This is a genomic window from Streptomyces sp. NPDC001594, from assembly GCF_042893675.1.
Taxonomy (GTDB): Bacteria; Actinomycetota; Actinomycetes; order Streptomycetales; family Streptomycetaceae; genus Streptomyces.
In genome coordinates, this window is sequence record NZ_JBIAVB010000005.1 from 218,257 (window position 1) to 241,822 (window position 23,566).

General features: G+C 75.3%; 21 protein-coding genes and 1 pseudogene. 11 read left to right on the forward strand and 11 right to left on the reverse strand.

All coding sequences use genetic code 11. The features are described from left to right. Positions 1–17 precede the first annotated feature (17 nt). Genes ACFY0O_RS12485 through ACFY0O_RS12495 form a run of 3 tightly spaced genes read left to right on the forward strand, consistent with a single transcriptional unit; the run spans position 18 to position 2,844 of the window. Complete coding sequence (locus ACFY0O_RS12485) at positions 18–1,007, forward strand: ABC transporter substrate-binding protein (RefSeq protein ID WP_388946135.1); 990 nt, start codon at positions 18–20, stop codon at positions 1,005–1,007. Next, positions 1,004–2,029, forward strand: coding sequence for a FecCD family ABC transporter permease (locus ACFY0O_RS12490; RefSeq protein WP_388946138.1), 1,026 nt, complete (start codon positions 1,004–1,006; stop codon positions 2,027–2,029). The genes ACFY0O_RS12485 and ACFY0O_RS12490 overlap by 4 nt, the downstream gene beginning before the upstream one ends. After that, positions 2,026–2,844, forward strand: a complete 819-nt coding sequence (locus tag ACFY0O_RS12495) for an ABC transporter ATP-binding protein (protein WP_388946141.1) — start codon at positions 2,026–2,028, stop codon at positions 2,842–2,844. The genes ACFY0O_RS12490 and ACFY0O_RS12495 overlap by 4 nt, the downstream gene beginning before the upstream one ends. Positions 2,845–2,898: 54 nt before the next feature. On the opposite strand, the gene ACFY0O_RS12500 is transcribed toward ACFY0O_RS12495, so the two are convergent. From ACFY0O_RS12500 to ACFY0O_RS12520, 5 genes are all read right to left on the reverse strand, one after another. After that, positions 2,899–3,279: a VOC family protein gene (locus ACFY0O_RS12500; RefSeq protein WP_388946144.1), complete on the reverse strand. Its 381-nt coding sequence runs from the start codon at positions 3,277–3,279 to the stop codon at positions 2,899–2,901. A 133-nt stretch (positions 3,280–3,412) separates the two neighbouring features. Further along, positions 3,413–5,023 (reverse strand): N,N-dimethylformamidase beta subunit family domain-containing protein, encoded by a 1,611-nt coding sequence (locus ACFY0O_RS12505; protein WP_388946147.1) that lies wholly within the window; start codon positions 5,021–5,023, stop codon positions 3,413–3,415. 86 nt (positions 5,024–5,109) lie between these two features. After that, positions 5,110–5,949, reverse strand: a complete 840-nt coding sequence (locus ACFY0O_RS12510; protein WP_388946150.1) for a sugar phosphate isomerase/epimerase family protein — start codon at positions 5,947–5,949, stop codon at positions 5,110–5,112. Next, complete coding sequence (locus ACFY0O_RS12515; RefSeq protein ID WP_388946155.1) at positions 5,946–7,103, reverse strand: dihydrodipicolinate synthase family protein; 1,158 nt, start codon at positions 7,101–7,103, stop codon at positions 5,946–5,948. Before ACFY0O_RS12515 ends, ACFY0O_RS12510 begins: the two co-directional genes overlap by 4 nt. Then, positions 7,100–8,254, reverse strand: coding sequence for a Gfo/Idh/MocA family protein (locus tag ACFY0O_RS12520; protein WP_388946158.1), 1,155 nt, complete (start codon positions 8,252–8,254; stop codon positions 7,100–7,102). The genes ACFY0O_RS12515 and ACFY0O_RS12520 overlap by 4 nt, the downstream gene beginning before the upstream one ends. 203 nt (positions 8,255–8,457) lie before the next feature. On the opposite strand from ACFY0O_RS12520, the gene ACFY0O_RS12525 reads away from it, so the two are divergent. Together ACFY0O_RS12525 and ACFY0O_RS12530 are read left to right on the forward strand one after the other, a co-directional pair. Further along, positions 8,458–9,534 carry a LacI family DNA-binding transcriptional regulator gene (locus ACFY0O_RS12525; protein WP_388946161.1) on the forward strand — a complete coding sequence of 359 codons (1,077 nt, stop codon included), beginning with the start codon at positions 8,458–8,460 and terminating at the stop codon, positions 9,532–9,534. After that, entirely contained in the window at positions 9,531–10,331 is an 801-nt protein-coding gene (locus tag ACFY0O_RS12530) for a sugar phosphate isomerase/epimerase family protein (RefSeq protein ID WP_388946164.1), read from the forward strand. Before ACFY0O_RS12525 ends, ACFY0O_RS12530 begins: the two co-directional genes overlap by 4 nt. Here the strand turns inward: ACFY0O_RS12530 and ACFY0O_RS12535 are convergent. From ACFY0O_RS12535 to ACFY0O_RS12550, 4 genes are all read right to left on the reverse strand, one after another. Beyond that, positions 10,319–11,305: a hydroxyacid dehydrogenase gene (locus ACFY0O_RS12535; protein ID WP_388946697.1), complete on the reverse strand. Its 987-nt coding sequence runs from the start codon at positions 11,303–11,305 to the stop codon at positions 10,319–10,321. The genes ACFY0O_RS12530 and ACFY0O_RS12535 overlap by 13 nt on opposite strands. A gap of 922 nt (positions 11,306–12,227) precedes the next feature. Next, a complete protein-coding gene (locus ACFY0O_RS12540) occupies positions 12,228–12,527 on the reverse strand; it encodes a hypothetical protein (protein ID WP_388946167.1) in 300 nt (99 codons plus the stop codon). Between the two features lie 333 nt (positions 12,528–12,860). Further along, positions 12,861–13,319, reverse strand: a complete 459-nt coding sequence (locus ACFY0O_RS12545) for a hypothetical protein (RefSeq protein ID WP_388946170.1) — start codon at positions 13,317–13,319, stop codon at positions 12,861–12,863. Positions 13,320–13,326: 7 nt separating this feature from the next. Beyond that, positions 13,327–13,818 (reverse strand): hypothetical protein, encoded by a 492-nt coding sequence (locus ACFY0O_RS12550; protein ID WP_388946171.1) that lies wholly within the window; start codon positions 13,816–13,818, stop codon positions 13,327–13,329. A 310-nt stretch (positions 13,819–14,128) separates the two neighbouring features. Between ACFY0O_RS12550 and ACFY0O_RS12555 the strand changes: the two are divergent. The 5 genes and pseudogenes from ACFY0O_RS12555 to ACFY0O_RS12575 form a co-directional block, all read left to right on the forward strand. After that, positions 14,129–14,500, forward strand: a pseudogene (locus tag ACFY0O_RS12555) (DUF6000 family protein); the annotation flags it as partial. Positions 14,501–14,577: 77 nt separating this feature from the next. Then, positions 14,578–14,763, forward strand: coding sequence for a DUF6000 family protein (locus ACFY0O_RS12560; protein ID WP_388946698.1), 186 nt, complete (start codon positions 14,578–14,580; stop codon positions 14,761–14,763). A 157-nt stretch (positions 14,764–14,920) separates the two neighbouring features. After that, entirely contained in the window at positions 14,921–16,096 is a 1,176-nt protein-coding gene (locus ACFY0O_RS12565) for a glycosyltransferase (RefSeq protein ID WP_388946700.1), read from the forward strand. 174 nt (positions 16,097–16,270) lie between these two features. Next, the gene (locus ACFY0O_RS12570; protein ID WP_388946173.1) at positions 16,271–17,221 is read left to right on the forward strand and encodes an aldo/keto reductase; all 951 of its coding nucleotides are present in this window, start codon (positions 16,271–16,273) and stop codon (positions 17,219–17,221) included. Then, positions 17,218–18,186, forward strand: a complete 969-nt coding sequence (locus tag ACFY0O_RS12575; protein WP_388946176.1) for a D-2-hydroxyacid dehydrogenase family protein — start codon at positions 17,218–17,220, stop codon at positions 18,184–18,186. Before ACFY0O_RS12570 ends, ACFY0O_RS12575 begins: the two co-directional genes overlap by 4 nt. A 56-nt stretch (positions 18,187–18,242) precedes the next feature. Here ACFY0O_RS12575 and ACFY0O_RS12580 read toward each other — a convergent pair whose 3' ends face one another. Continuing rightward, positions 18,243–19,124: an ABC transporter permease gene (locus tag ACFY0O_RS12580; RefSeq protein WP_358893274.1), complete on the reverse strand. Its 882-nt coding sequence runs from the start codon at positions 19,122–19,124 to the stop codon at positions 18,243–18,245. Continuing rightward, on the reverse strand, positions 19,121–21,835 hold the full coding sequence (locus tag ACFY0O_RS12585) for an alpha/beta fold hydrolase (protein WP_388946177.1): 2,715 nt from the start codon (positions 21,833–21,835) through the stop codon (positions 19,121–19,123). Before ACFY0O_RS12585 ends, ACFY0O_RS12580 begins: the two co-directional genes overlap by 4 nt. A gap of 147 nt (positions 21,836–21,982) precedes the next feature. Between ACFY0O_RS12585 and ACFY0O_RS12590 the strand changes: the two genes are divergently transcribed. Then, entirely contained in the window at positions 21,983–23,545 is a 1,563-nt protein-coding gene (locus ACFY0O_RS12590; protein WP_388946180.1) for an ATP-dependent DNA ligase, read from the forward strand. The last annotated feature ends 21 nt before the right edge of the window (positions 23,546–23,566 follow it).

A 23,566-nucleotide genomic window follows, 5' to 3' on the forward strand; every position in this document is an offset into this window, starting at 1 on the left:
CCCGGAGAGGCCTCACCATGCCGCGTTTCCGCGCCGCCCCGCGCCCGCTCACCGCGCTCGCGCTCCTGCTGTCCCTGACCGCGTGCGGCGGTCCGCCCGGGGAGGAGCGGGCCGCCCCCGGGGCCCGGCCTGCGCCCGGGTTCCCGTACACCGTCACCAACTGCGGCGTCAGCAGCACCTATCAGGCCCCGCCCGAGCGGGCCGTCACCATGAACCAGCACGCCACCGAGCTCCTGCTGGCCCTCGGCCTCCAGGACCGGATGGCCGGCACCGCCTACCTCGACGACGCCGTCCTCCCCGCCTACCGGAGCGCCTACGAGGGCGTCAAGGTGCTGGCGAAGGAGTACCCGTCGAAGGAGGTGCTCCTCGCGGCCGACCCGGACTTCGTCTACGGCGGCTACTCCAGCGCCTTCGACAAGGGGCAGGGCCGGGACCGCGAGGGGCTGGCCCGGTCCGGGATCAACTCGCGGCTCAGCGTGGAGTACTGCACCCCGGGCAGCGTCGGGCTCGCCCAGCTGAAGACCGAGATCACCGAGGTCGCCCGGACCTTCGGCGTGCCCGAGCGCGGCACGGCCCTCGTCGAGGACGAGCAGCGCCGGATCGACGCCGTCACCGCACGGGTCAAGGACCGGGCCCGCCCGACCGTCTTCGTCTACGACTCGGGCGAGGCCTCCGCCTTCACCTCCGGCGGCAAGGGCATCGGCAACGAGATCGTCTCACTGGCCGGGGGGACGAACGTGTTCGCCGACCTCCAGGACACCTTCGGCGACGTGCCGTGGGAGGAGGTCATCGAGCGCAGGCCCGAGGTCGTCCTCATCTACGACTACGGCGGCACCCCCGTGGAGGCCAAGAAGCAGCGCCTGTTGAACGATCCGGCGCTGGCGGAGGTTCCCGCGGTGAAGAACCGCAGGTTCGTCGTGCTGCCGCTGTCCTCGGCCGTCCTCGGCGTGCGCGTCGCCGACGCGGTCGAGTCCCTCGGCCGCCGGCTGCACCCCGACGCCCCGTGACCGGGCGCCGCCGCACCGCGGCCGTCCTGGTGCTCCTCGCGGCCGCGCTGGCCGGCTCGATGGTGGCGGGGCTGGCCCTGGGACCCGTCCGCATCGCCCCCGGCCGGGTCCTCGACGTCCTGCTGGCCGGGCCCGGGGCGCGCGGCGGGGCCTTCGCCTCCATCGTGTGGGACGTGCGGATGCCGCGCGTGCTGCTCGGGGCCGTGGTCGGCGCCGGGCTCGCCGTCTGCGGCGCCGTGCTCCAGGCCCTCGTCCGCAACGCGCTCGCCGACCCCTTCCTGCTGGGCGCTTCCTCGGGCGCGTCGGCGGGGGCGGTGGCCGTCATCGTGCTCGGGGTGGGAGCGGGGAGCGCCGTAGGGCTCCCGCTGGCCGCCTTCGCCGGCTCCCTCGCCGCGCTCGTCGCGGTCTACGCCCTGGCCCGGCGCGGCGGGACGATGACCACCGCGCGGCTGATCCTGGCCGGGGTGGCCGTGCAGTACGTCCTCTCCGCCCTGACCAGCCTGGTCCTCGTGCTGTCCGCGCACCCCGACCAGCTCCGCTCCGTGCTCTTCTGGACCCTGGGCGGCCTGGGCGGGGCCCGCTGGGACGAACTCGCCCTGCCGGCCGCCGCGCTGCTCGCCGGCACCGCCCTGCTCGTCGCCCTCGCGCGCCCCCTGGACCTGCTGCTCGCGGGGGAGGAGGGGGCCCGCACCCTCGGCCTGGACACCGGCCGCTTCCGGGCGGCCGCGTTCGTCCTCACCTCCCTGGTCGTCGGGGTGCTGGTGGCCTACAGCGGGGCGATCGGCTTCGTCGGGCTGATGGTTCCGCACGCCGCCCGCACGGTGGTGGGCGCCGGGCACCGGGCGCTGCTGCCCGTCTGCGCGCTCGCCGGGGCGGTCTTCCTGAGCCTGGCCGACCTGCTGGCCCGCACCGCGGCGGCCCCTGGGGAGATACCCGTCGGCGTGGTCACCGCGCTGGCCGGCGGGCCGTTCTTCCTGTGGATGCTGCGCAGGTCCACTCGGGCCGAGGGGGTGGCCGGATGACGGGGCGTCCGGTGGAACTCTCGGTCGAGGGGCTGCGTTACGAGGTCGACGGGCGGAAGCTGCTGGACGGGATCGGCCTCACCGCCCGGCCCGGCGAGACGGTCGGGGTCGTCGGGCCGAACGGCAGCGGCAAGACGACCCTGCTGCGCTGCGTCTACGGCACCCTGCGGCCCAGCGCCGGCCGGGTGCTGCTCGACGGGGCCGACGCGTCGGCGCTGGGCGTCAAGGAGCGCGCCCGGCGGGTGGCGGTGGTCCCGCAGGACGCGGAGGGCACCTTCGGGCTGACGGTCCGCGAGGTCGTGTCCATGGGGCGCGGCCCGCACAAGAGGTTCTGGGAGCAGGACGGCCCGGACGACCGGCTCCAGGTCGTGCGGGCGCTGGAGACCGTCGGCCTGTCCGGGCTCGCCGGGCGCCGCTTCGACGGGCTCTCGGGCGGGGAGCGGCAGCGCGCGCTCGTCGCCCGCGCCCTCGTCCAGGAACCGGGACTCCTCGCCCTGGACGAGCCCACGAACCACCTCGACATCCGCTACCAGCTGGAGGTCCTGGGGCTGGTCCGCCGGCTTCCCGTGACCAGCCTGCTCGTCCTGCACGACCTGAACCTCGCCGCGTCCTTCTGCGACCGGCTGTACGTGCTGGCGGGCGGCCGGGTCGTGGCCCAGGGCCCGCCGGGGGAGGTGCTCACGGAGGAGCTGCTGGCGGAGGTCTACGGGGTGGCCACCCGTATCGCCGTCCATCCGGCGACGGGCGCTCCGAACATCGTCTACCTCCCGGAGCGGCCCGCCGGCCCCACCCCTCCGGCCGGGCCGGCCGGCTGAGCTCCCCGGGCAGGGCCCACGGCGTGGTGCGCCGCGGGCCCTGCGGGGTGCGCTTCAGCCGCCGTAGGGGCGGGTGATGATCTCCATGGCGTGTCCGACGGGGTCCAGGAAGTAGACCCCGCGCCCGCCGTCGTTGTGGTTGATCTCGCCCGGCTGCTTGCGGTGCGGATCGGCGAAGTACTCGACGCCGGCCGCCCGGATCTTCTCGAAGGAGGAGTCGAACTCCTCCTCCGAGACGAGGAACGCGTAGTGCTGCGGCGTGATGGACTCGGCGGGGATGGCCGCGAAGTCCAAGGTCACCCCGTTCCCGGTCTCGACCGGGATGAACGGGCCCCACTCCGGGCCCACTTCGAGACCGAGGATGTGTGCCAGGAATGCGGCGGACTCCCGGTTGTCGCGGGAGTGGACGATCGTGTGGTTCAACTGGACGGACATGTGTGAATGCCTCCACAAGGCATCTCACGGCACCTCCATGCCTCACCCGGCCGGTGACCGGCACGCGATGCCGCCGCCTTGATCCTAAGCACTCGACCCGCCTCCGGTCCACCGAGATCGAGCCCCGCCGGGATCACGAACCTCCGTACACCGCCTTGACGTTGTCCCGCGCCGGGTGCGTGCGCCCGGCCGGGCCCGCGGCGAAGGCACGCAGCAGGTTCTCCGTCACCCGGGTGGTCAGCGCGCCGGCACGGGCGTCCAGGCCGTGGTTGGCGCCGCTGCGGCCGTCACCGCCGGCGTCCAGGGCCTCGACCCAGCGCATCGTGCCGGTGGCGAAGACCCCCGCCCCGCTCGGCACGGTGTAGTACGCCGTGTCCTGATGGCTCGGGCGGCCCTCGCACACCACCGGCGAGTGGGCCAGTATCTCGATCGGACGCGGGGTCGGAAAGCCCGTGTCGACCTTGTCGTACTCCACGCCGACCAGGTGCGCGAAGCCCTCGCCCGCCTTCACCCCCGTCCCCTCGAACAGCCAGTGGTCCGGGTTCGTGACCACGTAAGGGGCGTCCACCGGGTAGCCGTCGTAGATCACCCCGAGCAGCGAGCTCTCCGGGTCGGCCCCCGGCGCCGACCGGAAGTCGACGGTCGCGGGATGCCCCCGCTTGAAGCCGGGGTCCTGCTCGTAGGAGGACTTGTAGCAGACCACCGTACGGTCCGGGCCCAGCTCGGAGGGCTCCAGCCGGATGCGGCGGAAGCAGCAGTTCGCGCCCAGTATCGCGATGTTGCTGCCCGTGTCCCGGGCCGCGGTGACGTGCGCGCGCTGCTCCGGAGACCAGTACTCGTCGTGGCCGAGGGACAGCACCGCCGCGGCCCCCTCCAGCAGCCGCCGCTCGCGCGCCACATCGGTGGTCGTGGCGTACGCCAGCGGTATCCCGAGGCGCTCGGCGAGGGCTATCAGCGGCGCCTCGTACACCAGGAACAGCCCCGCCCCGTCGTCGTAGTCGTACGGCCGGTCGAAGGTCACGGACAGCGAACGCGAAGCGTATCCGCCGCTGGGGCCGTCGTAGCTGCCGTAGCCGCCCCAGCGGTTGTACGCCTGCCAGGTCGCCACCGCGTTGACGATCACCGTCCGTCCCGCCGAGGCCGCCGAGCGGACGGTCACCGGCACGAACCGCTGCCCCTCCCCGCCCTGTGCGTCCAGCCGCAGCAGGTAGCAGCCCTCCGGCCACCCCTTGGTGTCGACCGCGGCGGTACGCGGCCACCGGGTGCGCACCATACGGGTGCCGGACTCCACCGTGTGCTCGGGCTGACGGACCCCGGGCAGCGCCTCGGACCGCCACACCAGCCGCGCCCGGGCCCCGCCGTACCAGCCCATCCGGTAGGCGGATACCGTGAACCGCGGGGCGGTGGTGGACACGTGCAGTCCGAACGACTCCCCGGGCAGCACGCTCACCCGGTCCGCGAACCCCTCGATGGCCCGGGCGGGTCCGGCCTTGGTGATGCGCCAGTCGGCGTTGCCCGGCCGGGCGTTCTCCGCCTTCACGTCGAAGCCGCCCGGACCCGGCTGCGGCGTCGGCTCCTTGCCCGTGCCCTTCCCCCTCAGAGTGGCCCCGCTCGCCCCGCCCCCACCGCTCGCGCAGCCGGCGACCGAGCCGAGCCCGGCGGCGGTGGCCGTCCCCGTCGCGATGGCGAGGAACCGCCGCCTGCCGGTGCCCTCGGGGCCCCCGGGTATCTGCTCCTGATCCATGCGGGCACGCTATGACACCCCCTCCCGGCCGCCCCGCACCACCCCACCACGAACGCACCCCGCACCCAGGCCGCCTGCGGCCCCGTTCACTCGACGTGCTCCCGGTAGCGGGCGATCACCTCCCCCAGCACCTCCCGGCCGTCCCGCGCCCACAGGCCCGGATGGAAGATCTCCACCTCCACCGGCCCCCGGTATCCGGCCCGGTCGGCCAGCTGCCGGAAGGACCGCAGGTCGACGCACCCGTCACCGAGCTGCCCCCGCCCCAGCAGGACGCCCTCGGGAAGCGGAGTCACCCAGTCGGCCACCTGGACGGAGACGATCCGCCCGCCCGCACCGGCCCGGCCCAGATCGGCGGCCAGCCGCTCGTCCCACCACAGGTGGTAGGAGTCGGCCACCACCCCGACCCGCTCCGCCGGGAACTGCTCGGCGATGTCCAGGGCCTGCCCCAGCGTGGAGACCACGCACCGGTCCGCCGCGAACATCGGATGCAGCGGCTCGATCCCCAGCCGCACCCCGTGCCCGGCGGCCCACGGAACCAGGTCACCCAGGAACCCGGTGATCCGCCTCCGCGCCTCCGCGAGATCCCGCTCGCCCTCCGGCAGCCCGCCCGCGACCAGGACCAGGACGTCAGCCCCCAGCTCGGCCGCCTCCTCGACGGCCCGGCGGTTCTCCTCCAGCGCGGCCGCCCGCCCGGCGGGATCCGAAGCGGTGAAGAACCCGCCCCGGCACAGGGAACTGACGCGCAGCCCCGCGGCGGCGACCAGCCGCGCCGTCTCCCGCACCCCGAACCCGCGCACCGGATCCCGCCACAGCCCCACCGCCCCCACCCCGGCCGCCTCGCACCCGGCCACCAGCTCGGGCAGCGACCACTGCCGCACGGTCTCCTGGTTCAGGCTGAACCGGGCCGGAGCCGCCGGCCCGGTCATCCCGGCACCCCCCGTTCCGCCAGGAGCCGGCGCATCCGGCCCTCGGCGCGTTCCGGATCGGGAAACAGGCCCAGCAGGTCGGCCAGTTCGTACGCACGCGCCAGATGGGGCAGCGAACGGGCCGACTCCAGCCCGGCCGGCATCGTGAAGTGCTCCTGATACCCCGCCAGCCAGGCCAGCAGGACCACACCGGTCTTGTAGAGAGGGGTCGGCGGGGCGAACAGGTGCCGTGCCAGTACTACCGTCGGGTCCAGCAGGGCCCGGAAGCCCCCGGGATCCCCTCGGTCCAGGGCGAGCGCCGCCCGGGCGGCGATGGGGGCGATGGGGCCGAAGATCCCCAGGAGCGCGTCGCTGGCCAGCTCCCCGTCCCCGGCGATCAGCTCCGGATACCGGTGGTCGTCTCCGGTGTAGCAGCGCACGCCCGCCGGGAGCCGGCGTCGCAGCTCCTTCTCCCGCTCCGCGTCCAGCAGCGAGATCTTCACGCCGTCCACCTTCCGCGGATGTTCGGCGACGATCTTCACGAGTAGGTCGGCGGCTTCGTCCAGGTCCTGATGGCCCCAGTACCCGGCGAGCGCCGGATCGAATACCGCTCCCAGCCAGTGCAGTACCACCGGCCGCGAGCTCTGCCTCAGCAGCGCCCCGTACACCTCCAGGTAGTCCTCGGGACCGCGGGCCGCCGCGACCAGGGCGCGGGAGGCCATCAGGACGGCTCCCGCCCCGCAGCCCTCGACATGAGCGAGCTGTTCCTCGTAGGCGGCCGTGACCGCGGCGAGCGAGTGCGCGCGGCCCGCGGGCAGCTGATCGGTACCCGCTCCGCAGACGATCCGGCCGCCCACCGCCCGGGCCTCCTGCGACGAGCGGCGGATCAGCTCCGCCGCCTCCGGCCAGTCCAGCCCCATGCCCCGCTGTGCGGTGTCCATGGCCTCCGCCACGCCGAGCCCCAGCCCCCACAGCCGGTGCCGGAAGCCCAGGGTGGCCCCCCAGTCGACCACCGGGCCGCCGCCCGGCGCGGCGCGTGGGGCCGCGGCCACATGGGCGGCCGCGTAGAGGACACGACTGCGGGCCGGGGCGGAGCCGAACGCGCCCAGCGGAGCGGCCGACGGCCGGTACAGCCGCCATCCCCCGTCCTCGGAGGGGAGCCGGATCCCGTTCACAGTGTCACCTCCGGTACCGGAAGCCGCCGCCCCTCGGCGCAGGACCGCAGGCCGAGCGAGGCCAGTTGTACTCCCCGCGCCCCGGCGAGCAGGTCCCACCGCCAGGGCTCGTCGCGTACGACATGACGCAGGAACAGCTCCCACTGGGTCCGGAACCCGTTGGCCGGCGGCCCGTCGTCCGGCACCTCCTGCCACTGCGCCCGGAAGGGCTCGGCCGAAGGCCGGTCCGGATCCCATACCGGTCTCGGGGTGGCCCCCCGGTGCTGGATCCGGCAGTTCCTGAGCCCGGCCACGGCCGAGCCGTGCGTCCCGTCCACCTGGAACTCCACCAGCTCGTCGCGGTGCACCCGCACCGCCCAGGAGGAGTTGATCTGTGCCACGGCGCCGCCCTCCAGCTCGAAGGTGCCGTACACGGCGTCCTCGGCCGTGGTCTCGTACGGCCGGCCCTCCTCGTCCCACCGGCGGCCGATGTGCGTACGGGTCAGGGCCTGCACCGTCCTGACCCGGCCGAACAGCTCGTGCAGCACGTACTCCCAGTGCGGGAACATGTCGGCGACGATGCCCCCGCCGTCCTGCGCCCGGTAGTTCCAGGAGGGCCGCTGGGCCGGCTGCCCGTCGTCCCCTTCGAAGACCCAGTAGCCGAACTCCCCCCGGACGGAGAGCACCCGGCCGAAGAAGCCGTCCTCGACCAGCCGCCGCAGTTTCAGCAGGCCCGGCAGGAACAGCTTGTCCTGCACCACGCCGTGCTTGACCCCGGCCGCCGCGGCCAGCCGGGCCAACTCCAGTGCGGCGGAGAAGCCGGAGGCCGTCGGCTTCTCGCAGTACACGTGCTTCCCGGCCGCCAGGGCCGAGCGCAGGGAAGCCTCCCGGGCACCGGTCACCTGGGCGTCGAAGTAGACCTCCACCTCCGGATCGGCCAGGACCGCCTCCAGGTCCGTGCTCACATGCTCCAGGCCGTGCCGCTCGGCGATGGCCCGCAGGGCGGGCCCGCGGCGCCCGACCAGCACCGGCTCCGGCCACAACAGCGTGCCATCCCCGAGGTCCAGCCCGCCCCGCTCGCGCAGCGCTAGCACGGAGCGGACCAGATGCTGGCGGTACCCCATACGCCCGGTCACGCCGTTCATCGCGATCCTGATCGTCCTGCGTTCCATGATGACCTTCCTCCGGTCCGTCGCATCGTCTGTGAAAGCGACAGAAAGCGCTTTCTGCCTTTCACGGTAGGTCTTCCGATCGCGTCTCTTCAATTACCCGATCGAGTGATGGAAAGCGCTTTCTGAATCGGGCATCATGGAGGCACGGAGCAGATCGGACGAGGGCCCGCGGCAGCCGCGGGCCACAGGGGGAGGGGATCCCGATGGCAGTGACGCTTGCGGAGGTCGCGGTACGCGCGGGGGTCTCGCCCGCCACGGTCTCGCGGGTATTGAACGGCGGCTATCCGGTGGCCGGGGACACCCGTACCCGGGTGGAGCGGGCCGTCGAGGAGCTCGGCTACGTCGCCAACGCCCCCGCCCGAGCCCTCGCGGCCGCCACCTCCGACCTCGTCGGGATCCTCGTGCACGACATCGCCGACGGGTACTTCGGGATCCTCGCGAGCTCCCTGCAGAGCGCCCTCGACCCCGCCGGCGGGGGCGGTCCGCGCCGACTGGCCGTCGTCTGCAACACCCAGGGCGCTCCCGCCGCCGAGACCGCCTACCTCACCCTGCTGGAAGGCCAGCGCGCCGGAGGCGTCGTCCTCACCGGCGCGGCCACCGAGGACCCGGAGCACACCAGCGCCCTCGCGCAGCGGGTGGCCCGCATGGCCGCCGCCGGCACCCGAGTGGTCCTCTGCGGGCGCCCGCCCGTGCCGGTGCCCTCCGCCCTGCCCGTCGCCACCGTCGAGTTCGACGACCGGGGAGGCGCGTTCCGGCTCGCCGACCACCTCCTGACGCTGGGCCACCGGCGGATCGCCTACATCGCCGGCCCACCCGGGCAGAGCACCACCCGCGAGCGCCTCGCCGGACACCAGGAGGCCCTCCGGCGGCACGACCCGGCCCTGCCCGAAGCCTGCGCCCCCCTCACCGTCCGCGCCGGGTTCGAGCGCTCCGCCGGCTATGACGCCACCCGCGAGCTCCTGCGCAGGGGAGAGCCCTTCACCGCCGTCGCGGCAGTCAACGACACGGCCGCCGCCGGCGTCGCCGCGGCACTGCGCGAAGCGGGGCTGCGCATACCCGAGGACGTCTCGGTCACCGGCTTCGACGACCTGCCGTTCAGCCAGGACACCGCCCCCGCCCTCACCACCGTCCGGGTGCCGCTGCGCGAGGCGGGCGCGCTCGCCGCCCAGCTGGTGACCGGCCGCCGGCCCCTCCCGCCGGGAGGCATCACCACCCTGCCCACCGAACTCATGGTGCGCGCTTCGACCGCGCCGCCACCGCCCGCACGGAGGACGCCGTGAAGTACGCCTTCTCCACCCTCGGCCTGCCGGGGACCCCGCTCGCCCGCAGCGCCGCCCTGGCCGCCGGGCACGGCTACCAGGGCCTCGAACTGCGCGCCCACCCCGAGGAGCCGCTGCACCCCCAGAGCCCGCCCGGGGACCGGGCCGCCGGGCTGCGGACCCTCAACCGCGCCGGCGTGCGCGTCCTCGGGGTGGCGGGCTACGCCAAGGTGGCGGCGCCCGGCGGTGACGAGCCGGTCCTCGGCGAACTGAGGTCCCTGGTCCGGCTCGCCGCCGACCTCGAAGCCCCCTTCGTCCGGGTCTTCCCCGGCGGAGTGGGCCTGCCCGGGGCGCAGGCCGACGGCAACGCCGTACGCCGCCTGCGGGAAGCCGCCCCTTACGCCGAGCGCAACGGTGTCCGGATCCTGCTGGAGACCCACGACTCGCACCGCACGGCGGCGGCCGCCGCCCGCGTGCTCGACGCCGTCGGCCACCCGGGGGCCGGCGCCCTGTGGGACGTACTGCACACCTGGCTCGGAGGGGAGGGGCCGGACGAGTCGAGACGCAGGCTCGGGCCGCATCTGGGCTACGTGCAGGTCAAGGACGTGGCGTCGGCCGACGACCTGACCCCGGTCGGGCTGGGCGCGGGCGTGCTGCCGCTCGCCGGAGCGGTGGCCGCCGCCCCGGCCGACGGGTGGCTGTGCTGGGAGTACGAGAGACGTTGGTACCCCGAGGTGCCCGAGCTGACCGGCCCCCGGCTCATCCGCGGCCGCGAACACCTCGAGGAGTTGGTGGCCCATGCCGGTCAGGCCGAGTAGGACAGCCGGCCCGGGTCCACCGGGTAGCGGAAGCCGACTCCCTGCGCGTACCGCTCCAGCTCCTCGACCGCCGCCACCGCCAGCCGGTCCAGCTCTCCGCCCAGCGAACCCGCCACATGGGGGGTGAGCAGGACGTTCGGCAGGTCGTACAGCGGGGATCCGGCGGGCAGCACCTCCGGTTCGGTGTGGTCGAGGACGGCGCACAACCGCCCGGTGACCAGCTCCCGCGTCAGCGCCGCCGTATCGACGAGGGAGCCCCGCGCGGTGTTGATCAGCGTGGCGCCGTCCGGCATCAGGGCCAGCCGGGAGGCGTCCAGCAGACCACGGGTGCCTGGCAGCTCGGGGGCGTGCAGGCTCACCACGTCACTGCGGCGGAGCAGTTCGTCCAGGCCGCAGGCCTCGCCGCCCAGGGAGGCGAGTTCGGCGGGGTCGGCGTACGGGTCGTGCACCAGGACCCGCAGGTCGAACGGGCGCAGCAGCTCCAGCACCCGCCGGCCGGTCCGGGAGGCGCCGACGAGTCCGACGGTCCGCCCGTAGTTGCCCGCCTCCGGGTAGCGGACCAGGGGGTCGACCGGGCCGCGCGCGGTCCGGTAGGCCCGGGCGGCGTCCAGGACCCGCTTGTTGGAGAACAGGATCGCGGCGAGCGTGTACTCGGCGACGGGCAGGGCGTTCGCGGCGGCCGCGCTGGAGACCAGTAGGCCGCGCTCCCAGCAGGCGTCGGTCACGTGCCCCTTGACGCTTCCGGCGGCGTGCACGACGGCCCGCAGCCGCGGCATCCGGCGCAGCGCTTCCGCGTCCAGGGCCGGACAGCCCCACCCGGTGAACAGCACCTCGGCGCGGGCGAGCCGGCCGCCCAGCACGGCGCCGGGCCGCGTGAAGTCGGTGAGCAGCAGCTCGGGGTCCACATCGGCGACCCGGACCAGCTGGGCCAGGGCGGGGCCGCGGAGGACGGCCGCCCGGGTGTCCGGACTCATCGCCAGCACCGTGGCGGGCCGGGCGGAGACGGCGGAGCTGGTCAATCGGGCCTCTCCTGCGGTGGAACCCGGCCGCCCGGGGCACGGAGGCCGCAGCCGTGAACGGAAGGGGGTGGGGACGATGCTCACAGAGCCCGGCGGGACAGGGGCGGCGACACGGGGCGCCGGGCCCGTGGTTCACCCGCAGGCCTGAGCGGGCCGCGCGAGCGCGGGAGTCCGGGCCACCGGCGGCGCCGCGTGGTAACCCGGTCCCGTCGGCCCGTCGGCCCGTCGGCCCGTCGGCCCGTCGGCCCGTCGGCCCGTCGGCCCGTCGGCCCGTCGGCCCGTCGGCCCGTCGGCCCGTCGGGCGGGCGTCGTGCGGGCGTCGTGCGGGCGTCGTGCGGGTGGGAGTGTGGCCCTGTGGCTCCGGTGCTGTTCATCCGGGGCGGTCGAGGTGGCGGCGCCGCAGGCAGCATCGATGAGTGCCCGGCCGCAGCGCTCAGGGGGCGAGGGTGGCGGCCGCAGTTCCGGTCAGCCGGTGCCCGTCCCTCCCGGGCCGCCTCCGTGAAGCGGGTGTCGCCGAGGGTGTGGCGGGCGGCCCGTTCGATCCGGGCCACGTCCGGGTGCGAGCGGTCCGGCAGCCCCGGCCCCCGCGCTGGCCGCGAGCAGGCGCGCCGCGTGCGTGTAGTCGCCCCGGCGCAGGGCCAGTCCGCGACCCCGACCAGCACCTGCGCGATCAGCCGCGCATGTCCCGCCCTTCACAGGCCGCCGCACGGTGTGCGCGGGCCTCGGCCAGGGTCGTCGGCGAGGTAGCCCAGCAGGTCGTGCGTCACCGCCAGGACATTGCCCTGCAAGGCGTCACCGCCCAGCAGCGCCGTCGCCGCGGCCAGCTGCCGGCGCGCCTCCACCGCCTCGCCGCGCCACCGGGCGAGTTCCGCCCGCGTCAGCGCCAGTTCGGGCAGCGGATCCGTTCCGCGTGCCGCTGCGCCTCGGCGAGCGAGGCCGCGCAGGCTTCCTCGTCACCGCGCAGCCAGTACAGCTGGGCCTGCCGCGACCGCATCTGGACCACCGCGATCGCCTGCTCCAGGTGCTTGCACGCGCCCGCGAACCCGCGGCGCACCGCGATCCGCTCCGCCAGCTCGGTCTGCGCGAACGAGATCCCGAACCGCTCGCCCAGCGCCCGGAACTCGGCGAGCGCCTGCTCCAGGTACGCGTCCGTGTCCCGCCCCCCGTGGCCCAGCATGATCCGCATCTTGCCCAGGTGCAGCCGCCCCAGCGCCCGTACCCAGCCGGTCGGGGTCGCCGATGAGGCGCGCAGACCATCAGGGTGGCGTGGACGCCCGGGTCGGGATGTCCGGCGAGCCGATGCGGAAGGTGGGTGATCAGGTCGTCGGTGAGGTCCGGGCGCAGGGCCACGGTGGAGCGCCTGCGGTGGGCGAAGAGCGCTGTACCGGCTCCGGCGGCGGCGCGGGGTGACGCGCGAGGCCGTCCGGCACCGGGTCGAGGGGGACCGGGCGCGGTAGGGCATCCGACAAGGCGGGATTCCCTTCCGAGACGGACGTTGCGGGAATGGGCGTCAGGTGGCGCGGGAGTTGCGCAGGAGCCAGGGCGTGGGGTGGGGGGAGGTGACGAGCTCCTTGTGGACCGTGTCCCCGGGCAGCGGGACGACCAGCCAGAGGCCGGGAGGGAAGAAGCGGCCCCTGGTGTGGGCCAGGCCTCCGTAGACCGAGCGGAGGAAGGCGGGGACCGCGTCGCGGGGGACGTCGTGGAACTCGACGTGGTCCACCGCGATCCTCGCGTCCCCCTCGGGGTGGAGGCGCACGCAGACCTGGGGCGTGCCGTCGAGTTCGACGAACGCCTCGTGCGGCAGGGTGCCGTCGGGGTCGAGGGCGGTGAAGGGGTCGGCGGCGGTGCGGCGCGAGGTGCGGTCGGCGCCGATGTCCTCGGTGACCGTCGCCGTCCGGCGGTACTCCTCGGCGATCTCGCGTATCGCGCGGACGGCCGATTCCGTCGTCGGGAGGTGGGGGTGCTTCATGAAGTGATCATGGCCCATGAGGGCCGGGCACGGGGCCGTGCAGGCGGGCCAGGTGGACGGTGATGTCCGCGACGATCCCGACCGTCGGCGGGACCATCCGTGCGATCCGCTCGAACACCCGCTCCTGTTCCGTGGCCGGAAGCATCAGATAGGCCGAGACGGGGGAGAGGTGGCCCAGTAGTCGCGGGCGTGACCGTCGTACCCGGCGGGTGCGCCGTCCGGGGTGGGGGCCTCGTCGCTCTCCAGGAAACGCTGCCCGCGCGGCGCGGACGGTCTCCTCCACGTCCGGGTCGGCCAGGTGCACCGGCCCGCCGAAGCAGGCGAACACCCCGCCCCGGCCGCAGCAGGGCGGCCACGCGGGGCTACCGTCCGGCCGCGTCCAGTGCAGCGCCTCCGCCGCGTACACGGTGTCGTTCCGCTCGCCGGGGCGCAGCTCTTCGAAGGCTGCCCGCACGGTGCGGACCGTCGGCGGGACGTGGCGGCGCGGCTCGGCGAGCATGGCCGGGCCGGGTTGACGGCGAAGCCGCGGGTGGCCTTGCCCGTTCCGGCGCCGATCTCCAGGGCGGTCCGGACCGGCCGGCCGGCGTACGCGACGACCAGCCCGGCCAGCGCGTCCGGGTAGCCGGGGCGGAAGCGCTCGTGGGCGGCCGTCCTCGCCCCGAAGGGCAGCCCGCGATCGGCCGCATCGGACATGTGGGACATCCCGGCACGGGAGCGGTGGCGGCGCCCGGGCGAAACCGCGTGGCTTCGCGGCGTCCCGTCGGCGAGACTGCGTGGACGGTCCGCCGGTGCTCCGGAGAGGAGCCTCCATGACGTCTCTGTCCTTCGAGGACATCGGCTACCGCGTCCTGTTCGGGCGCTACGTGACGCGCACCGACTCGGACCACCCGCGCTACCTCGAACTCAACGGCGGCCGCCTCCTGCGGCCCGGCCGGTTCCACGCCGCACGTTTCGCACGCGCCCTGATCGAGGACGCCGCCGCCGTCACCGACCCGGAGCTGGAAGCGCTCCTGGACCACGGCTGGCGCCCACGGCTCACGGCCGCCTGGCTGATCGGCGTCGACCGGCGGACCTCCTTCCGCGAGCGCCTGGCCGGCCTGCTGCTGGACAGCGAGACCTGCTACGCGGGCGCCGGCTACTGCTTCGCCCTGGCCCGCTTCGGCACGCACGCGGACGCCCGGATCCTCACCGCCTACCTCGACCGCTACCTGCCCCGCACCGACCTCGTGTACGACCAGCCGGAGCCCTCGGCGCCCTCCTGCGCCTCGACGCCCGCCTCGGCGCCGACCGCGCGGCCCGCTTCACCGCGCCCGACGGACTCTGGGACCGCTGGGTCCGGGCCCGGTCCTACCCGGACGACCGGCCGTACCCCACCCCGGTCGAACTGCGCCGCTGGACGGACCTCGCGTGCGAGTTCACCGACGCGTGGAGCCGCGCCCGGTAGGGGGCCGGTAGGGGATCGGTCCGCCGGAGCGAAACCGGCGCCCGACCCGATCCACGGGGCATCCCGAGTTGGTCCTGCGGGAGGACGAGCCGCGCGGGCCCGCGGGCGGGGCGGCCCCGGAGGGAGGTGTTCCCGTAGGGACAGTAGGGTGGGCCGGGTGAACCTTTCTTCCGCGCTTCCGCGTTCCTTCCGGCTGCTCGTCACGGGTGGGGGCACCGGCGGCCACACCTATCCCGCCCTGACCGCGATCCGTACCCTCCAGGGCCGACTCGCGGCCGCCGGCGGCACGCTCGACGTGCTGTGGATCGGCACCGCCGACGGCCTGGAGGCGCGCGTCGCGCCGGCCGAGGGGATCGCGTTCAAGACCGTCGCCACCGGCAAGATCCGGCGTTCGGCGAACCCGCTGAAGATGCTGTCGGCCGCGAACATGAAGGACATGGCGAAGGTCCCGCTCGGCGTGGCCCAGGCCCGGGCCATCGTCTCCGAGTTCGAGCCCGACGTGGTCCTGGCCACCGGCGGCTACGTCGCCGTGCCCGCCGGCCTGGCGGCCCGGCTGTGCAAGCGGCCGCTCGTGCTGCACGAGCAGACCGTGCGCCTCGGCCTCGCCAACCGCAAGCTCGCCGGGTCCGCCACGCGCATCGCCGTGTCCTCGGAGTCCTCCCTCCCGCTGCTCCCCGCCGAGGTCCGCGAGCGCGCGGTCGTCACCGGCAACCCGGTCCGCCCCGAGGTGCTGTCCGGGCACCCCGACAAGGCCGTGCACGCCCTGAACCTCGTCGGGTTCGACCGCCGCCTGCCCACCGTCTACGTCACCGGCGGCGCGCAGGGCGCCCAGCAGATCAACGGTGTGGTGCGCGAGGTGCTCCCGTGGCTGCTGAGCCACGCGAACGTGATCCACCAGTGCGGCCCGGCCAACGTCGACGAGCTGCGCTTCGCGGCCGCCGGGCTGGACCCGGTGCTCGCGGGCCGCTACCACGTGACCGGCTTCGTCGGACCCGAGCTGCCCGACGTGCTCGCGCTCGCCGACATCGTGATCTCCCGCTCCGGCGCCGGCACCCTGGCCGAGCTGACCGCGCTGGGCAAGCCGGCCGTGTTCGTCCCGCTGGCCACCTCGGCCGGCAACGAGCAGGCGCACAACGCCCAGTACCTGGCGGACGCGGGCGCCGCCGTCGCCCTGCTCGGGGACGTCACCGCGCACGGCCTCGCCGAGGCGGTCGGCCCGCTCCTCACCGACGCCGGCCGGCGGGCCCAGATGGCCGAGCGGGCCCGGGCCTACGGACGGCCGGACGCCGCCGAGCGGCTCGTCGACGTGCTGCTGGCCGCCGCCAACGGCTGATCCGGGAGCACAGCGAGCGCAGGGGCGCCGCCGGCACCGGGCCGGCGGCGCCCCTCCCCGCTGTCACACGGTGTTCACGCCCCAGGGTCGCCGGCCCCCTCCGCAGACCGGACGGTATGCCTAGACTGGCCGTTCGTCGATCATGCAACCGATGAGTGTGGAGGACGGTCCCGCATGCGCTATCTCCCCCTGGGCAGTTCAGGTCTCCTGGTCTCCGCGGTAGGCCTCGGCTGCAACAACTTCGGCGGCCGCCTCGACCTCCAGGCCACCCGGGCCGTCGTCGACGCCGCCCTCGACGCCGGGATCACCCTGCTCGACACCGCCGACATCTACGGCGGCCAGGGCGGCTCCGAACGCCACCTCGGCCAGGCCCTCAAGGGCCGCCGCGACCAGGTGGTCCTGGCCACCAAGTTCGGCTACGACGGGGTCGACATGGGCTACGGTCCCGCCGCCGGCGCCCGCGGCGGCCGCGGCTACATCCGGCGCGCCGTCGAGGAGTCCCTGCGCCGCCTGGAGACCGACCACATCGACCTCCTCCAGCTGCACAGCCCCGACCCGGCCACCCCGATCGCCGAGACCCTCGCCGCGCTCGGCGAGCTCGTCGCCGAGGGCAAGGTCCGCTACCTCGGCCACTCCAACTTCAGCGGCTGGCAGCTCGCCGAAGCCGCCCACACCGCCCGCGAGACCGGCGCGGTGCCCTTCGTGTCGGCGCAGAACGAGTGGTCCCTCCTGCAGCGGTCGGCCGAACGCGAACTGGTCCCGGCCGCCCGCCACTACGGCCTGGGCGTCCTGCCGTACTTCCCCCTCGCCAACGGCCTGCTCACCGGCAAGATCCGCCGCGGCGCCCCCGTCCCGGCCGGCTCCCGCCTCGAAGGCCGCGACAACTACCTCACCGAGGAACGCCTCGACACCGTCGAAGCCCTGGCCGCGATCGCCGAGAAGCACGACCGGACCGTGCTGGAGCTCGCCATCGGCTGGCTCTCCGCCCAGCCCGGCTGCGCCTCCGTCATCGCCGGCGCCACCTCCGCCGAGCAGGTACGCGCCAACGCGGCCGTCGCCGACCGCCCCCTGGACGCGGAACTGCTGGCCGAGATCGACGCCGTCGCCCAGGCCCACGCCGGATGACCGCACCCCTGCGCTGCGCGGTGCTGGACGACTTCCAGGGGGCGGCCACCACCCTCGCGGACTGGTCGCCCGTCACCGCGCGGGGCGTGGAGGTGGTCTCCTACCCCGACCACCTCGCCGACGAGGACGAACTCGCCGCCCGCCTGGCCGACTACGACATCCTCGTCACCCTGCGCGAACGGGTCCCGTTCCCCGCCGGCCTGCTGGAGCGGCTGCCCCGCCTCAAGCTGCTCGTGGCCAGCGGCATGCGCAACTCCGTCATCGACCACGCCGCCGCCGCACGCGCCGGAGTCACGGTGTGCGGCACCGCCAGCTCCTCCACCCCGCCCGTCGAACTCACCTGGGCCCTGCTCCTCGGCCTGGCGCGCGGGATCGTCACGGAGAACGCCGCCCTGCGCGCGGGCGGCCCCTGGCAGCAGACCGTCGGCGCGGACCTGTACGGCCGCCGCCTCGGCCTGCTGGGGCTGGGCAGGACGGGCAGCCGGGTGGCCCGGATCGGGCTCGCCTTCGGCATGGAGGTGACGGCCTGGAGCCAGAACCTCACCAAGGAACGCGCCGAGGCCGAAGGGGCCGTCCTGGCCCCGTCCAAGGAGGCGCTGCTCGCGGGCAGCGACTTCGTCTCGGTCCACCTCGCCCTCGGCGAGCGTACCCGGGGGCTGATCGGGGCGGCCGAGCTGGCCCTGATGCGGCCGACCGCCTACCTGGTCAACACCTCCCGCTCGGCGATCGTGGACCAGGCGGCCCTCCTCGACGCGCTGCGCACCGGGCGGATCGCGGGGGCCGGCCTCGACGTCTTCGACACCGAGCCGCTGCCCGCGGACGACCCGCTGCGCACCGCCCCGAACCTCCTCGCCACCCCGCACCTCGGCTACGTCACCCGGGCCAACTACGCCACGTACTACGGGGAGGCCGTCGAGGACGTCCTGGCCTTCCTCGACGGCGCGCCCGTACGCGTCCTGCCCTGAGCCCGGACGCACCGAGGGCCCTCCCGGCGCGCGCCGGGAGGGCCCTCGGTGCGTCCTCAGGACACGATGTCCTTGCGGGAGAAGCCGCGGAACGCGAGGGCGAACAGCACCAGCGCGTACGAGACCGACACCACCGCCCCCTTGGCCATCCCGCCCCCCTCCAGCTGCGGCTGGAGGGCGTCCGCCCAGGCGAACTGCCAGTGCGCGGGCAGGAACTCCCGCCACGACCCGAGCGCCGTCACCGCGTCCAGCACGTTCCCCACGATCGTCAGCCCCACCGCCCCGCCGACCGCGCCCAGCGGGGCGTCGGTCCGCGTCGACAGCCAGAACGCCAGCCCGGCCGTGACCAGTTGCGAGACGAACACGAAGGCCACGGCCAGCGCCAGCCGGGGCACCGTGTCCCCGGCCGGAAGGGCCCCGCCCGCGGGCAGCTTCAGCGGCCCCCACCCGTACGCCGCCGTGCCCGCCGCCAGCGCCACCACCGGCAGCAGCACGATCGCGGCGAGGCTGAACCCGAGTGCCACCACCAGCTTGCTCCACAGCAGCCGGGCCCGGGGCACCGGCGAGGCCAGCAGGTAGCGCAGCGAGGACCAGCTCGCCTCCGAGGCCACGGTGTCCCCGCAGAACAGGGCCACCGGCACCACCAGCAGGAAGCCGGCCGACACGAACAGGCAGGTCGCGGCGAAGTTCGCGCCGGAGGCCGTGGCCGTGTCGATGAAGCTGACCCGGCCGTCGTTCCCGCCGCGCCCGTCGTCCGCCCCGCCCACCGCGAAGGCGATGATCATGACGAACGGCAGTGCGGCCAGCACCCCGCCCATCACCAGCGTCCGACGCCGGCGCCACTGCCGCAGCGCCTCCACCCGCAGCGGCAGCGTCCGCCCCGGCCGGTAGCCGGGCGCGGTCTCCTCGGCGGGGGCCGAAGCCCGTACGGCGCTCATGCCGCACCTCCGATCAGGGTCAGGAAGGCGTCCTCCAGCCGGCGGTGCGGCCCCACCGCCGTCACCGGCAGCTCCAGCCGCACCAGTTCGGCGATCAGGGCGGCGGGCGCGGCGCCGTCGAGCCGGACGAGGAGCCCCTCGTCGGCGGCCACCACCGAGGCGACGCCCTCCAGCGCCGCGACCTTGCCCACGGCCGCCTCGTCCACCGGCTCCGCCAGGGCCACCAGCAGGGTGTCCCCGCCGCCGGTGATCTCGGCGACCGGCCCGGCCTGCACCAGCCGTCCGCGGTCCATGACCACCAGGTGCGTACAGGACTGCTCCACCTCCGCCAGCAGGTGGCTGGAGACGATGACCGTCCGCCCGGCCGCCGCGTAGCGGATCATCACGTCGCGCATCTCCCGGATCTGCGGCGGGTCCAGACCGTTCGTCGGCTCGTCCAGGATCAGCAGGTCCGGCAGCCCCAGCATCGCCTGGGCGATCGCGAGCCGCTGGCGCATGCCCTGGGAGTACGTGCGCACCGCGCGCTCCAGGGCGTCGCCGAGCCCGGCGATCTCCAGGGCCTCCGCCAGGTGCGCGTCCTCGGCGGGACGGCCGGTGGCCTGCCAGTACAGCTCCAGGTTGGCCCGGCCGCTCAGGTGCGGCAGGAACCCGGCGCCCTCCACGAACGCCCCGACCCGCGACAGCACCGGCGCCCCGGGCCGGATCGCGTGCCCGAACACCCGGATCTCCCCGGCGTCCGGCGTGATCAGCCCCATCAGCATCCGCAGCGTGGTGGTCTTCCCCGCCCCGTTGGGCCCCAGCAGGCCCAGCACCTGGCCCCGCTCCACCCGGAAGGACAGGTCCCGCACGGCGTAGCGGTCCTGGGACTTCGCGTAGCGCTTCGTCAGACCGGTGATGTCGAGCGGAACGCCGGCCAGCTCCGGCTCCGGCGGCGCCGCGGCCGCCCGGCTCCCGCCGCTGCGGCGGATCCCGAGCAGCGCGGCGGCCAGCGCCACCGCGCCCAGCGGCAGCCACCAGATCCAGCCGGGCAGGCCCGCGGTGGCGGTCCGCACACCGGCGGCGACGGGCACCTGGAGCGGCCCGTCCACCGAGACGGTGTACGCGGCCGGCTCTGCGGGGGACGCGTAGCCCAGGTCGGTGGCCGCGACCACCAGCCGCAGCCGGTGCCCGGCCTGGAAGGCGTGGTCCACGGCGGGCAGCCGCAGCCGCACGCTCCGGCCCTGCCCGGCGTCCGTCACCCGGACGGGGGCCACGAGCTGGCTCGGCAGCACCTGCTGGCGCCCGTCGGGCCCCACGTCGTACAGCTTGCCGAACAGCACGGCCGAACCGTCCGCGGCCGTCGACCTCAGGTTCAGGGTGACGGTCGGGGTGCCGGTGACCCGGACCTCCCCGTCCAGCGGCTCCGACTCGAAGCGGGCGTGCTGCCCGGGGAAGTCCAGGGAGAACCCGGTCCCGAGCGCGGCCAGCTGACCGCCCATCCCGGGCAGCGCCGACAGGGCCGGCGGTGCCCCGCCCGCCGGGTTCTGGAAGGTCTGCTCACGCCCCGCCAGGGTGTACGGCCGCGGATCCGCCGCCAGCCCGGGATAGCGGTCGCCGCTCGCGCCGCGCACCATGATCCGCCCGTCGGTGGAGTCGACCCCGCCGGTGCGCGTGACGCGGAAGGCCGGGCCGGTGTCCACCCCCTCGCCACCCTTGAGGTAGCGGTCGAACCAGGCCCGGACCCGGGACTCGACCCGGGCCGACTCGCGCATGCCGCCGTCGTGCCCGCCCGCCGCCCAGTCCACGGCCACCGGCGCGCCGTTCGCGGCGATGGCCCGGGCCATCGCGTCGGCCTGGTCCAGCGGGAACAGCGAGTCGTCCTGCCCCTGCACGATCAGCGCCGGCACCTTGATCCGGTCGCCCACGGCCGAGGGGCTGCGCCGCTCCAGCAGCTCCCGCGCCTCGGCGTCGGGCTTCCCGGCCACCGCGACCCGCTCGTACATGGCGCACAGCTGCGGCTCGAACCGTCCGCAGCCCGGCGCCGCCGGGGGCCCCGCCGCGCGGGCCGGGCGGCCCGCCTGCTGGAGGCCGTCCGCCGCGCCGCCGGTGAAGAAGATCCCGGCCCAGAGCTTCTTGAACACGCCCTGCGGGAAGAGGGCGTCCGCGAGGTTCCAGTAGGTGATCTGCGGGGCGATCGCGTCCACCCGCCGGTCGTACCCGGCGGCCAGCAGCGCCACGGCCCCGCCGTAGGAGGCGCCGGCCACGCCCACGCGCGGGTCGCCGGCCGCGTCCAGCCGTACCTCGGGGCGCCGGGCCAGCCAGTCGACCAGGGCCGAGACGTCCTTGACCTCGTGCTCGGGGTCGTTCAGCCCGATCTTCCCGCCGGAGCGGCCGAAACCGCGCGCCGACCAGGTCATGACCGCGTACCCGTCGCGGGCCAGGCGTTCGGCCTGGGCGCGGACGTCGTCCTTGCTGCCGCCGAAGCCGTGGCCGAGGAGGACGGCCGGACGGCGCCGCCCGGCGTCCCCGGCCGTGAAGAAGGAGGTGTCGATGCCGGCGGAGCCGTCCGCGTCCGTACCGGGCATCCGCAGGACCTGGTCCTGGCGGTGCACGGCCGGCCCGTCCCCGGAAGCGGCCGCGGCCGTCCAGGTGCCGGCGCCCGCGAGCACCGCGAGGGCGGCGGCACCGGCGAGCAGGCGGTCCCGGGGCCGCCGGGGGAGTCGGAGCTTCATAGGGGAACCCTAAAGCCCGTGATCCCCTTCCCCGAGCTCCCTCAGGGGGAGCCCGGCCCCTTCTCGAGGCGTACCCGCGCGGCCCCGCGTACCGCGCCCGCGGTATCCGGGCTGCGGACCGGCCCCGGCGGCGGCAGGATGGGGCGCATGCTGCTGGCCGAGGTCGCGCGCGTGTCCCGGGAGGTCGCCGAGACCTCCGCCCGGTCGCGGAAGACCGCCCTGCTCGCGGAACTCTTCGCCGCCGCGCCCCCCGACGAGGCCGGGCTCGTCATCGCCTACCTCTCCGGCCGCCTCCCGCAGGGCCGCCCGGGCGTCGGTTGGCGCACCCTGGCCCAGGACACCGCGCCCGCCGCGCAGCCCTCCCTGACCGTACGGGGCGTCGACGCGGCGGTGACCGCGCTCGCCGCCGTCTCCGGGCCGGGGGCGCAGGCGGAACGGCGCCGGATCGTCGCCGCCCTGCTGGGCGCCGCCACCGAGCCCGAGCAGCGGTTCCTGCGCAGCCTGCTCTCCGGGGAGGTGAGGCAGGGCGCGCTGGACGCGGTGGCCCTGGAGGGGGTGGCGGCCGCCGCCGGGGTGCCGGCGGCCGCGCTGCGCAGGGCGGTGATGCTGGACGGCTCGCTGCCCAGGGTGGCGGCGGCGGTGCTGGCCGAGGGGGCCGGGGCGCTGAGCGGGGTGGCCCTGCGCGTCGGGCAGCCCGTCCAGCCGATGCTGGCCGGGACCGCCCGCTCGCTGGAGGACGCCCTGCGCGCGCTCGGGCCGTGCGCGGTGGAGGAGAAGCTCGACGGGATCCGGGTCCAGGTCCACCGGGAGGGCGGGGCGGTCCACGTGTACACCCGCTCGCTGGACCAGATCACCGCCCGGCTGCCCGAGGTGGTCGAGCTGGCCCTGAGCCTGCCGGGGGAGCGGTTCATCCTCGACGGGGAGGTCATCGGGCACGACGCCGCCGGGCGGCCGGTCCCGTTCCAGGAGATCGCGAGCCGCGTCGGCTCCCGGGTGGACGTGGACGCCGCCCGGCGGACCCTGCCCGTCAGCGCGTTCTTCTTCGACGTGCTGGCCCTGGGCGACCGGGTCCTGCTGGACCTGCCGGTGCGGGAGCGGTACGCCGCCCTGGCCGGCCTCGTCCCCGAGGCCGCGCGGGTGCGCCGGCTGGTGGTGGAGGACCCGGCCGCGCAGGGGCGGCGGGCCGAGGAGTTCCTCGCCGACACCCTGGAGCGGGGGCACGAGGGGGTCATGGCCAAGGGTCTCGGCTCCCCCTACGCGGCGGGGCGGCGCGGCAAGCAGTGGCTGAAGGTCAAACCCGTGCACACCCTCGACCTGGTGGTGCTCGCCGCCGAATGGGGCCACGGCCGCCGCACCGGCCTGCTGTCCAACCTGCACCTGGGCGCCCGCGCCGCCGACGGGACCTTCGCCATGCTGGGCAAGACGTTCAAGGGGCTCACCGACGAGATGCTGCGCTGGCAGACCGGGCGGCTGCGCGAGCTCGCCGTGGAGGACGACGGGTTCACCGTGCGGGTCAGGCCGGAACTGGTCGTGGAGATCGCCTACGACGGCCTCCAGCGCTCCCCGCGCTACCCGGCCGGGGTGGCCCTGCGGTTCGCCCGGGTCCTGCGGCACCGCCCCGACAAGGGGCCGGGGGAGGCCGACACGGTGGAGACGGTGCTGGAACAGCGCCGCGGCGGACCCTCCGGGCCGGATTTGCCTCAGAGGTAAGGAAGATTGCCAGTAGGGCAA

Bases quoted from the DNA above. Each gene is read 5' to 3' on its own strand.
- ACFY0O_RS12485 (WP_388946135.1), top strand. From the start codon at position 18: ATGCCGCGTTTCCGCGCCGCCCCGCGCCCGCTCACCGCGCTCGCGCTC.
- ACFY0O_RS12495 (WP_388946141.1), top strand. From the start codon at position 2,026: ATGACGGGGCGTCCGGTGGAACTCTCGGTCGAGGGGCTGCGTTACGAG.
- ACFY0O_RS12500 (WP_388946144.1), bottom strand. From the start codon at position 3,279: ATGTCCGTCCAGTTGAACCACACGATCGTCCACTCCCGCGACAACCGG.
- ACFY0O_RS12505 (WP_388946147.1), bottom strand. From the start codon at position 5,023: ATGGATCAGGAGCAGATACCCGGGGGCCCCGAGGGCACCGGCAGGCGG.
- ACFY0O_RS12510 (WP_388946150.1), bottom strand. From the start codon at position 5,949: ATGACCGGGCCGGCGGCTCCGGCCCGGTTCAGCCTGAACCAGGAGACC.
- ACFY0O_RS12520 (WP_388946158.1), bottom strand. From the start codon at position 8,254: ATGGAACGCAGGACGATCAGGATCGCGATGAACGGCGTGACCGGGCGT.
- ACFY0O_RS12525 (WP_388946161.1), top strand. From the start codon at position 8,458: ATGGCAGTGACGCTTGCGGAGGTCGCGGTACGCGCGGGGGTCTCGCCC.
- ACFY0O_RS12535 (WP_388946697.1), bottom strand. From the start codon at position 11,305: ATGAGTCCGGACACCCGGGCGGCCGTCCTCCGCGGCCCCGCCCTGGCC.
- ACFY0O_RS12540 (WP_388946167.1), bottom strand. From the start codon at position 12,527: ATGCTGGGCCACGGGGGGCGGGACACGGACGCGTACCTGGAGCAGGCG.
- ACFY0O_RS12545 (WP_388946170.1), bottom strand. From the start codon at position 13,319: ATGAAGCACCCCCACCTCCCGACGACGGAATCGGCCGTCCGCGCGATA.
- ACFY0O_RS12550 (WP_388946171.1), bottom strand. From the start codon at position 13,818: ATGCTCGCCGAGCCGCGCCGCCACGTCCCGCCGACGGTCCGCACCGTG.
- ACFY0O_RS12570 (WP_388946173.1), top strand. From the start codon at position 16,271: ATGCGCTATCTCCCCCTGGGCAGTTCAGGTCTCCTGGTCTCCGCGGTA.
- ACFY0O_RS12575 (WP_388946176.1), top strand. From the start codon at position 17,218: ATGACCGCACCCCTGCGCTGCGCGGTGCTGGACGACTTCCAGGGGGCG.
- ACFY0O_RS12580 (WP_358893274.1), bottom strand. From the start codon at position 19,124: ATGAGCGCCGTACGGGCTTCGGCCCCCGCCGAGGAGACCGCGCCCGGC.
- ACFY0O_RS12585 (WP_388946177.1), bottom strand. From the start codon at position 21,835: ATGAAGCTCCGACTCCCCCGGCGGCCCCGGGACCGCCTGCTCGCCGGT.
- ACFY0O_RS12590 (WP_388946180.1), top strand. From the start codon at position 21,983: ATGCTGCTGGCCGAGGTCGCGCGCGTGTCCCGGGAGGTCGCCGAGACC.